This window comes from Phenylobacterium sp., assembly GCF_031181185.1.
GTDB lineage: Bacteria > Pseudomonadota > Alphaproteobacteria > Caulobacterales > Caulobacteraceae > Phenylobacterium.
The window spans coordinates 1-8,450 of record NZ_JAPSKZ010000157.1 but is presented as its reverse complement, the minus strand read 5'-3'; the positions used below and the strand labels follow the sequence as shown (position 1 = coordinate 8,450).

12 protein-coding genes and 1 pseudogene are annotated in these 8,450 nt (G+C 70.0%); 7 read left to right on the top strand and 6 right to left on the bottom strand.

Annotation, left to right across the window (positions count from 1 at the left end):
• Positions 1 to 14 precede the first annotated feature (14 nt).
• A pseudogene (locus RIF93_RS16105) lies at positions 15 to 392 on the top strand (16S rRNA pseudouridine(516) synthase); the annotation flags it as partial.
• Here the strand turns inward: RIF93_RS16105 and RIF93_RS16100 are convergent.
• Positions 389 to 1,777, bottom strand: coding sequence for a Coenzyme F420 hydrogenase/dehydrogenase, beta subunit C-terminal domain (locus RIF93_RS16100; protein ID WP_309092466.1), 1,389 nt, complete (start codon positions 1,775 to 1,777; stop codon positions 389 to 391). The pseudogene RIF93_RS16105 and the gene RIF93_RS16100 sit on opposite strands and share 4 nt — an antisense overlap.
• Positions 1,764 to 2,825, bottom strand: coding sequence for a polysaccharide pyruvyl transferase family protein (locus tag RIF93_RS16095; RefSeq protein ID WP_309092465.1), 1,062 nt, complete (start codon positions 2,823 to 2,825; stop codon positions 1,764 to 1,766). The genes RIF93_RS16100 and RIF93_RS16095 overlap by 14 nt, the downstream gene beginning before the upstream one ends.
• 167 nt (positions 2,826 to 2,992) lie before the next feature.
• Between RIF93_RS16095 and RIF93_RS16090 the strand changes: the two genes are divergently transcribed.
• The 3 genes from RIF93_RS16090 to RIF93_RS16080 are packed head-to-tail and all read left to right on the top strand — an operon-like array spanning position 2,993 to position 3,905.
• On the top strand, positions 2,993 to 3,427 hold the full coding sequence (locus RIF93_RS16090) for a DUF1801 domain-containing protein (RefSeq protein ID WP_309092464.1): 435 nt from the start codon (positions 2,993 to 2,995) through the stop codon (positions 3,425 to 3,427).
• Between the two features lie 46 nt (positions 3,428 to 3,473).
• A complete protein-coding gene (locus tag RIF93_RS16085) occupies positions 3,474 to 3,638 on the top strand; it encodes a hypothetical protein (RefSeq protein WP_309092463.1) in 165 nt (54 codons plus the stop codon).
• 12 nt (positions 3,639 to 3,650) lie between these two features.
• Positions 3,651 to 3,905, top strand: coding sequence for a hypothetical protein (locus RIF93_RS16080; RefSeq protein WP_309092462.1), 255 nt, complete (start codon positions 3,651 to 3,653; stop codon positions 3,903 to 3,905).
• A gap of 4 nt (positions 3,906 to 3,909) precedes the next feature.
• Here RIF93_RS16080 and RIF93_RS16075 read toward each other — a convergent pair whose 3' ends face one another.
• Positions 3,910 to 4,122, bottom strand: coding sequence for a ribbon-helix-helix domain-containing protein (locus tag RIF93_RS16075; protein ID WP_309092461.1), 213 nt, complete (start codon positions 4,120 to 4,122; stop codon positions 3,910 to 3,912).
• Positions 4,123 to 4,229: 107 nt separating this feature from the next.
• Between RIF93_RS16075 and RIF93_RS16070 the strand changes: the two genes are divergently transcribed.
• Positions 4,230 to 4,991, top strand: coding sequence for a Coq4 family protein (locus RIF93_RS16070; protein ID WP_309092460.1), 762 nt, complete (start codon positions 4,230 to 4,232; stop codon positions 4,989 to 4,991).
• Here the strand turns inward: RIF93_RS16070 and RIF93_RS16065 are convergent.
• Positions 4,988 to 5,161, bottom strand: a complete 174-nt coding sequence (locus RIF93_RS16065; protein ID WP_309092459.1) for a DUF4169 family protein — start codon at positions 5,159 to 5,161, stop codon at positions 4,988 to 4,990. The genes RIF93_RS16070 and RIF93_RS16065 overlap by 4 nt on opposite strands.
• Before the next feature lie 60 nt (positions 5,162 to 5,221).
• On the opposite strand from RIF93_RS16065, the gene RIF93_RS16060 reads away from it, so the two are divergent.
• Positions 5,222 to 5,458: a DUF2171 domain-containing protein gene (locus RIF93_RS16060; protein ID WP_309092458.1), complete on the top strand. Its 237-nt coding sequence runs from the start codon at positions 5,222 to 5,224 to the stop codon at positions 5,456 to 5,458.
• A gap of 3 nt (positions 5,459 to 5,461) precedes the next feature.
• Here RIF93_RS16060 and RIF93_RS16055 read toward each other — a convergent pair whose 3' ends face one another.
• Complete coding sequence (locus RIF93_RS16055) at positions 5,462 to 6,664, bottom strand: pyridoxal phosphate-dependent aminotransferase (RefSeq protein ID WP_309092457.1); 1,203 nt, start codon at positions 6,662 to 6,664, stop codon at positions 5,462 to 5,464.
• A 115-nt stretch (positions 6,665 to 6,779) separates the two neighbouring features.
• On the opposite strand from RIF93_RS16055, the gene RIF93_RS16050 reads away from it, so the two are divergent.
• Complete coding sequence (locus tag RIF93_RS16050) at positions 6,780 to 7,205, top strand: hypothetical protein (RefSeq protein ID WP_309092456.1); 426 nt, start codon at positions 6,780 to 6,782, stop codon at positions 7,203 to 7,205.
• On the opposite strand, the gene RIF93_RS16045 is transcribed toward RIF93_RS16050, so the two are convergent.
• Positions 7,202 to 8,386, bottom strand: coding sequence for a calcium-binding protein (locus tag RIF93_RS16045; protein WP_309092455.1), 1,185 nt, complete (start codon positions 8,384 to 8,386; stop codon positions 7,202 to 7,204). The genes RIF93_RS16050 and RIF93_RS16045 overlap by 4 nt on opposite strands.
• Between the last annotated feature and the right edge of the window lie 64 nt (positions 8,387 to 8,450).

The window sequence follows — 8,450 nt, the reverse complement described above, 5'->3', positions numbered from 1 at the left end:
GCTGACGTGGCAACACCGACGACGGCGACCTGCTGCACCGGATCATCTCGCCCCGTCGGCACGTGGCCAAGCGCTACCTGGCGACGCTCGCGCGTCCCCTGCGCGGCGACGAGGGGGCGATCTTCGCCGCAGGCGAGCTGATGCTGGAAGGCGAGGAGAAGCCGCTCGCGCCCGCCGTTTTGGAGCCGCTGTCGCCGACCACGGCCCACCTGACGATCACCGAAGGCCGCTACCACCAGGTGAGGCGGATGTTCGCCGCCGTCGGCAATCACGTCACGGCCCTGCATCGGGACCGCGTCGGCGGCCTCGACTTGCCGGCCGACCTGGAGCCCGGGCGCTACCGGCTCATGGGTCCTGAGGATCTCGCCGCGGTGTTCGCACAGCCCGGCTAGGCGCGCTTGCCTTCCAGGCGATCGACGAGCTTGCCGATGCGGCCCTGCGACCAGGCGAAGCCCTGGTAGACGGCGAGCGATGCCTTGGCCCAGCGGGTGTAGAGGCCAGGCCGCCGCAGCACCCGCGCCAGCCAGAAGACCCGGTGGCTCCAGGTGGTGATCGCTTGCCTGAGGCCATAGACCATCCGCCTGCGCCAGGTCAGCGCCGGCGCATCTGCGGGCACCCGTTTGCGCGGGCGCAGCCCTCGCCGCCGCGAGAGCCGGAGCGAGAGCCCCTCCCGCCGATGGCGGAAGCCCGCAGCCTGGGTTTCTCGCACGAATCCGGCGTCCACCGTTTGAAGCTCCAGACGGCCTGCCGCGCTTCCCTCGGGGACGATCTGCGCCAGAAGCGGTGAGCGCACCACCACCACATTCGTGCCGCGCCCGTCAGAGGCGTAGGGCTCCACCCACGCGTCGCCGAAGCTGATGTCGGCGGTCTCGGCCGTGACGTCGTCGCAGAAGCTGCAGGCCGGATACTGGAAGAAGCCCGCACCCCAGTCGCCGTCGGCCAGATGCCACCAGTCCTGCTTGCGTTCGGAGCCGTCCGTCAGTCGCAGGTGCGCGGTGTACCAGTTGGCCGGCCGGCCCGGGTCCTTCGCCCGGAAGTCGACGGCGTCCACCGCCTCTACCTGGGTCCCCAGCTGCCAGGCGAAGCTTTCGACCATGCGGGCGCTCTTCATGTGGCCGCAGAACAGGCCCAGCGTGAAGGCGACCCGCTCGCGCAGGATCGGGTCCTCGCGGCAGAGCAGGCGCACCGCCTTGATGAAGCAGGGCACGCCCACGACGGCGTAGCGGCCGGGAACCCGCCGGATCTCGTCCAGCACGCCCGACATCTCGATGGGGTAGTAGCGGGACTTGGCGCCCGCCTTCAGCTCGGCTTGGCTGCGCGAGATGCCGTAAGCGAAGAACGGCGCCTCGCCGCGCGGGGCCGGCGCTGGCTTCACGTGGGCGACCCCGTCCACGAGGCCGCGGCGCATCAGCTCGGCGGCCGTCCAGGTGACCATGCCCCCGGAGCTGCCGAGGGCGCGGAAGTCGCCCTCCGCCGCCGCGCCGACGTACGCCGCTTCGAAGCGGCCGATGTGACCGTCGAGGTGGCGGGCGGTCGGATAGAGATCGAGAGCCAGCGCGTCCTCGTCGCGGGCGGCGGGGGAGCTCGGACAGGTGCGGGCGAGTGACGAACTTGCCGTTCTCACCCATTCGCGCGGGCCGTCGGGGCGCAGCCGCCCGAAGCGGTCGAAGCGCAGGTGCGCGCCGGCGTCTCGCCCCTGGGCGGCGCAACCGCCGCAGCCGACGCAGAGGCCGGCCTTCACCACCTGCCGCGGGCTGAGGGCGTCAGGCGAGCGCATGGTCGAGGTAGGCGCCCGACCGGCGCCTCATCGCGTCGATGGCGCCTTGGACGCTCGGGCCCAGCGGCTCGCACAACAGGTCGTCGAGGCGCGAGAGCCCGGCGTCCTCGCCGATCAGGCGGTCCTCGGCGGCGACGGCGCGCGTCAGGTTCTGCACCTTGTTCGAGCGGTAGGCGCTGGGGATGCAGACGAACGGCTTGGAGTTGACGAGGGCGAACACGCAGCCGTGGAAGAAGTTCGTGACGACGGCCAAGGCGTTCCCCATCGCCTGCGCGAACTCCTCGGGCCCGGCGGTCAGCCGTTGCTCGTGCGCCCAGTCGTTGCGGTAGCCGAGACTGACGAGGCGCAGCCCGGCCGCCTCGGCCCATCGACGCACTAGGCTGCCGAACCAGGCGGGGAAGCTGTGGCCGTATACGACGACATCACGCGGCTGGTCCGTCGGGTCGCGCCGGCAGACGTGGGCGAACTGGAGACAGGGATCCAGCACCAGCTCGGGCTCACGGCCCAGCGCCCCCTGCACCAGTTGGCGGGAGTTCTCGTCGCGGACCGCCAAGGCCTCGAACCGCTGCAGCCGCTCGGCCCAGCGCCGGTCCAGAGCGTCGGCCGCGTCGTGGGAGCCGAAGCTGGCGGCGTAGGCGACGACCCGATCGGCCTTCAGGCCTTCGCCGAAGAACAGCGGATAGCCGGCGTACCAGGGATGGCGGAAGTTCCAGACCTCGTCGCTGCCGACGACGACGGTGTCCACCGGCTCCATGCTGCTCGGGTTCTCGAGGTGAAACGGCCGCGACATTGGAAGCTTGGCGAACGCCTCGAAGAACTTCCGCGCCTTGGCCGCGTACAGCCGGCGGTCGGCCGGGGGGACCGGCGTGGGCAGCAACGGCTGCAACGCGCAGCGCCACTCGGCCCAGTTCACCCGCTCGGAATGGTGGTCCAGCAGGACGACGTCGACGCCGCGCTCGGCCAGGCCCTCGGCCGAGCACCGCGCCTGCCAGTATGAGCCGTAGTTGATGCACCGGTGGAAGGTGAGAACGCCAACCTTCTGGGACATCGCCGCGCCGCCTGGGGGTCTGGAGGGAGCCGTAGGGAGGTCTGGAAAAGGCGCGGCGCATTTCGCGGTTCCGGCGTGAAATTCTTGGAACCCCAGCGGCGCCGATCGGCGTTGATCACCGACGCCCGGGCGACGTGCGATCGCGGGCTGCTGGGTGTACGCCATCGATGGTTCAGTCGCAGGCGGCGACCGTGGACATCTACCTCTCCGAGGCGTCCTCCGCGCGCGCCCCGCAGTTGGCCAGGCTGCGCGACCTGGCGCGGCGCGTGCTGTCCGATCACGAGGAGCGGATGCTGTGGGGGCGGCCCACCTACATTCGCGCCGGCCGCACGGCCTTCGGCTTCGCCGAGCAGAAGCAGTACGTTTCCCTCTATTTCGATGCGGCCGAGATCCTGGACCGCCACGCCGAGACGCTGGCGCGCGTCAGGCGAAGCAAGGGCTGCCTTCGGTTCCGCAAGTCGGTGCCGATCGACTGGGACGTGATCGAGCAGCTGCTGCGTGAGCTGCGCGATGTGAAACCCACGGCGGAGGCGCCGGAACTGCCGCGGGAGGGGTTCGTTACCCGCTCGAAGGGAGATCGGCGTGGACCGCGGCGTCTCTGACCATCGGACGCGTCCCTGGGTGGCGTTCCTCGCCGGGGCGGTGGCCATGCTGGCCGTAGCCCTGGCCTGGGCCGCCTTCAGTCAGCGCGACGAGGCGTCCGAGGCGGTGCGGCTCATCGCCGACGCCGCCGATGCGATGCCCGCCGTCGCCCCGCCACGGCTGCCGCAAGCTCCCCGCATCCCCGATACGCCGGTTCCCCGGCCGCAATAGGAGACCGAACCCATGACCGACCAAGGCCAGGCGAAGAAGTCCAGCCGCCGCATTCCCCCGCTCGTCTGGATCGTGCTCGCCCTGCTGGTCGGCTGGCTGGTGGTGGCGATGATCCAGCGCGGCGGGACCGACCGCACGCCGGGCGGCGGTTCGCATCCGACGGCCGAGCAGGGGCCGTCCGTCATGCCGCCCGCGCCCGCCAGCGGCACGACCCCGGCCACCCCCGGGAACGTGGCCAACGGCCCGGCCGCGCCGACGCCGGAATAAGGCCTCAGCGACTCCGCGCATACTCCAGCGCTGCGACCCGGCAGGCCGACGCCAGCGGACGGCCGGCCCGCGCCCGGTCGATCCCGACGATCAGCGCCGCGAGGCTGACGCCCCGGCGCTCGGCCATCTCGTCCAGCACCGCCCAGAACTCGGGCTCCAGCGCGATGGAGGTCGCGTGACCCGAGAGCAGGACGGAGCGCTTGCGGAGCTGGGGCATCGAGATCCTGTTTACGGACCTGGGATAGGAAAACGCCAGCCCTCTTGCCAAAACATGACGCGGGCGTCATTTTTAGTGAGACCCGCTTACCCGAGGCTGCTCCACCCATGGCTATGGCCGACGTGACCGCCGATTTCCGCGAGACCGCTCCGATGGCTTCCACGAAGCTGGAGTGGGGTCGGGCCCTGCGCTCGCTGCGCCGCTTGCTGGCGGACAAGGACGACACTCGGCAGGTGTTCGAAATCATGCGCGCCCTGAACGGCCGCTCGACGGCGCAAGGGTACCAGCGCCTGCTGACGACCGCCGAAGGCGGCCGCATCGCCTACGAGCGCCAGGAGCTGGCCGAAAAGCTGATGGACGACGCCTGGCTGGACAGCCTGCCGGAAGGCAGCGTCGGCGCCGCCTACCGCACCTTCGTGCGTTCGGAGCAGCTGTCGGCCGAGGGACTGGCCATGGTCAGCCGCGAGGCGGCCCAGGCTATCGAAGACCGTCATCCCTACGCCTGGTTCGGCCGCCGCACCCGCGACGTCCACGACATCTGGCACGTGCTGTCGGGCTATCATCGTGATGCGCTGGGCGAGTCCTGCCTGGTGGCGTTCTCCTACGCCCAGACCAAGGGCCTGGGCTGGCTGGTGATCGCGCTGGGCGCGGCTTCCAAGGCGCGTGGCGCGGCGTATCCGTACGTCAAGGCGATCTGGCAGGGCTACAAGCGCGGCAAGGCCGCCAAGTGGCTGCTGGGCGAAGACTATGAGCGGCTCATGGCCGAGCCGCTGGACGCGGCCCGGCGGCGGCTGAACATCACGCCGCCGACGATCTACGACGCCATCCCGGTGGAAGCCCGCGATGGCGCGGTGCCGAAGGAGCGCTAGTCGCGCTTCTTCCCCTCGAGCTCACGGCGGGCCCGTTCGGCTTCCAGCTTCGAGGCGACCTTCTCCGTCTTGGGACGCCCGAAGCGCACGCGGTTCTCCGCGGCGGCGGCCTTCGCCTGCGCCTTCTCCCGCGCCTTGCGGGCCTTGTTCAGGTTGATCGGCTCGGCCACCGGCGAAACCTCATACAGTCCAGGCTCGTTTCCGCTCCTCGGAACCACGAGGAGACGAGCATGGTCCAACCCTCGGACATCGTCCAGCACATGGAGGTGGTGGGCTCCGACGGCGGCCACGTCGGCCGCGTCGACCACGTCGTCGGCGACGAGATCGAGCTGACCAAGCTCGACCTGACGGCCGGCCTGAAGCACCACATGATCCCGCTGAGCTGGGTGGACCGCGTCGAGGACGACACCGTCCACCTCAACCGCACGAAAGAGGTCGTGAAGGGGACCTGGCGGACGAAGATCTAGGGCCTACTTCACCTCGGCGCAGAAGCGCTGGATCCGCTGGCAGGCGTCTTCCAGCACCGCGTTAGAGGTCGCGTAGCTGATCCGGAAGTGCGGCGAGAGCCCGAAGGCCGCGCCGAACACCACCGAGACGCCCTCGGTCTCCAGCAGCTCGACGGCGAAGTCCTCGTCCGAGGCGATCACCTTGCCCGACGGCGCGGTCTTGCCGATCAGGCCTTCCACCGACGGATAGACATAGAAGGCGCCCTCGGGCGTCGGGCACTTGATGCCGTTCGCCTGGTTCAGCATCGAGACGACCAGGTCGCGGCGCTGCTCGAACAGCTTGGCGTTCGGCTTGATGAAGTCCTGCGGCCCGTTCAACGCCTCGACCGCCGCCCACTGCGAGATCGAGGACGGGTTCGACGTCGTCTGGCTCATGACCTTGGCCATGGCCTTGATCAGAGGCTCGGGGCCAGCCGCGTAGCCGATCCGCCAACCGGTCATCGCATAGGCCTTCGACACGCCGTTCATGGTCAGGGTGCGATCGTAGAGCTTCGGCTCCACCTGGGCGATGGTGAAGAACTCGAAGTCGCCGAACACCAGGTGCTCGTACATGTCGTCCGTCAGGATCCACACGTGCGGATGGCGCAGCAGGACGTCGGCCAGGGCGCGCAGCTCGGCCTTGGTGTAGGCGGCGCCCGACGGGTTCGACGGCGAATTCAGGATGATCCAGCGCGTCTTCGGCGTGATCTTGGACTCGAGCTCGGCCGCGCCCAGCTTGAAACCGGTCTCCGCCGAGGTGGGCGCCGCGACCGGCTTGCCGCCGGCCAGCAGGACGATGTCCCAGTAGCTGACCCAGTAGGGCGTCGGCACGATCACCTCGTCGCCCGGATTCAGGGTGGCGAGCAGGGCGTTCCAGATCACCGGCTTGCCGCCCGGCGACACGTTGACCTGGCTGGGCTTGTAGGCGAGGCCGTTCTCGCGCGCGAACTTGGCGCAGACCGCCTCCTTCAGCTCCGGGATGCCGTCGACGTTGGTGTACTTCGTCTTGCCGTCCCGGATGGCCTTGATGGCCGCTTCCTTGATGTTTTCCGGCGTGTCGAAGTCGGGCTCGCCGGCGGCAAGGCTGATCACGTTCCGCCCCTGCGCTTTCAGCTCGCGGGCCTTCGCGTCGGCCGCCAGGGTGGCGGACGGCTTCACGCGGGCGAGCGCGGCGGATTCGAGCGACATGGGCTTAAGGTCTCCCTCGGGGCTGACGAGATTGCGCCGGGGTTTAGACCATGCTGCATCGCACGCAAACAGCCGCTTGCCGGAACGTGGCCTGCGGCGCGGCCGTTCGTCGGCCATGCGCCCGTCCCTGATGCTGATCCCGCTGCTCGCGCTCGCCGCCTGTGATCGCGCCGAGACCCCGCCGAAGACCACCGCCGTGGCCGAAGCGCCCGCCGGCGAAGCACCTGCGCCGCAAGCGGAGCCTGCCTTCCAGCCGCCCAGCTTCGCCGGCCGCTGGGCCGCTGGGCCGCAGCTTTGCGCTGACGGGGCGTGGGTGTTCCGCACCGACGGCGTCGCGACCGCGGGCGAGGTGAGCTGCACCTTCAAGAAGGTGGAGCCCTCCGCGAGCGGCTACCGCATCGAGGCCGCCTGCACGCACGAGGGCTCGCAGAGCGACGGCGAGATCGTACTCTCCATGACCGATCCCGCGCCGCCGCAGAGCATGACGGTCGAGGGCGGGCCCTGGGACGGACCGATCACCCTCCAGCGCTGCCCTGCCTAGACGAAGTTCGTCAGGCTGATGTCGGCCAGCGTCCGGCCCACGAGGACCACGGCTGTGTCCGCCCCGTCGGCCGGGTCGCCGCCGTCGACGAAGACGATGACGTTCGCGCCCACCTGAGCGGCGACGTACTTCGCGCCGGGTCCCGAGATATGCTCGTTGGCGATGCGCAGCGCCTCGGCGTAGTCGTTCGCCACGAACTCGGAATAGGACGTCGGGAGGATCGCCGCGGGCGAGAGGATGCTGACTTCGGCGAAGCTCAGCGTGTCGTGCGCCTCCCAATCCATGATGAGGTCGTCCTGGCCCAAGGTCGGCGGCGTCTTGATCACGAACTCGAAGCGGTCGCGACCCTCGCCACCGTACAGCGTGTCCTGCCCAGCCGTCGCGCTCGACAGGGTGTCATTGCCCTCGTCGCCGCGCATCCAGGCGCCCGCCGGCCCCTGCGCGACCAGCAGATCGTCGCCGGCCCCGCCGCTCAGGCGGTCGGCGCCGAAGCCGCCCTGCACCGTGTCGTTTCCGCCGCCGCCGACCAGGCTGTCGTCGCCAAGGCCGCCCTGCAGCTCGTCGTCGCCGAGGTCGCCTGACAGGTAGTCGTCGCCGTCGCGCCCGGCCAGGAAGTCGTTACCCTGGCCGCCGTAGAGCCAGTCGGCGCCGGAGGCGCCGTACACCTCGTCGTCGCCCAGGTTGCCGTGCGCGAAGTTGCCGGCGTCCGAGCCCAGCGAGACGGCGTCGTCGGCCCCGAAGATGATGTCGTCGCCCTGGCCGCCATAGAGGCTGTCGGCGCCCTGGCCGCCCGCCAGCACGTCGTCGCCGCTGCCGCCATGGAGGAGGTCGTCGCCCTTGAGGCCCGAGAGCTGGTCGTCGCCTGGGCCGCCGTAGAGGCCGTCGTGCAGGTCCGTGCCGCTCTCCCGCTCCGAGCCAGCGTCGCCCACGAACAGCTTCGAGCCGTCCGCCATGACGATGCCGCCCACGTCCGACAGCTGCGTCAGCCCCGTGCCGAACTTCACGGTGCGGCCGGCGAAGGTCACCAGGATGCTCGGAACCTCAGGCGTCAGCGCCAGCGGATCATAGGACTGGTAGGTTACGCTCACGGCGCGGGCGGGGCCGCCATTGATCGTCAGCGTGTCGCCGAGCTTGATGTTCAGCGCCTGGTCCGGCGTGATCGTCTCGAACGCGTATTCCATGACCGTCGATGTCTCCTGAAGGCTCTAGCCCCTCTAAGGCCTAGGTGGCGCATCTCGGCCTGAG